This window comes from Acidisphaera rubrifaciens HS-AP3 (genome assembly GCF_000964365.1).
GTDB lineage: Bacteria > Pseudomonadota > Alphaproteobacteria > Acetobacterales > Acetobacteraceae > Acidisphaera > Acidisphaera rubrifaciens.
Window position 1 is genome coordinate 1 of the sequence record NZ_BANB01001047.1, and the last position, 696, is coordinate 696.

General features: G+C 71.4%; 1 protein-coding gene. It reads left to right on the forward strand.

What is annotated here, in order from left to right; genetic code table 11:
* A partial coding sequence (locus B8460_RS19970; protein WP_048863381.1) for a TRAP transporter large permease subunit occupies positions 1 to 600 on the forward strand: 600 nt, incomplete at its 5' end.
* Positions 601 to 696: the final 96 nt, after the last annotated feature.

The following is a 696-nucleotide window of genomic DNA, read 5'->3' on the forward strand; positions in this document are numbered from 1 at the left end:
CCGTTCCTGATCCGCGCGGCGGTGATCGAGGGGGTGGCGACGGCGACCGAGGTCTCGACCATCGGCATCTTCTATTCGGTGCTGGCGGGGCTGCTGATCTATCGCCGGTTCGACTGGCGACGGCTGTATCCGATGCTGATCGAGACGGCGTCGCTGTCGGGCGCGATCCTGCTGATCATCGGCACGGCGACGGCGATGGGATGGGCGCTGACGCAGTCGGGCTTTTCGCGCGAGCTGGCGCGGGCGGTGACGTCGATGCCGGGCGGTGTGGCCGGCTTCATGGCGGCGTCGATCCTGGCCTTCGTCGTCCTCGGCAGCGTGCTGGAGGGGATACCGGCGATCGTGCTGTTCGGCCCGCTGCTGTTCCCGGCGGCGCGCGCGGTGGGCATCAACGAGGTGCATTATGCGATGGTCGTCATCCTCGCCATGGGCATCGGCCTGTTCGCCCCGCCCTTCGGCGTCGGCTACTACGCCGCCTGCGCGATCGGGCGCGTCTCGCCGGATGCGGCGATGGGGCGGATCTGGCGCTATCTCGGCGCGGTGCTGGCCGGGCTCGTGCTGGTGGCGGCGATCCCGTGGTTGAGCACGGGGTTCCTGTGATGACCGCGCCGCCGACCGCGCCGCGCCTGGATGGGCGGGTGGCGCTGGTCACCGGGGGGATGTCGGGCATCGGGGCGGCGGTCGCGGCGCGGCTGC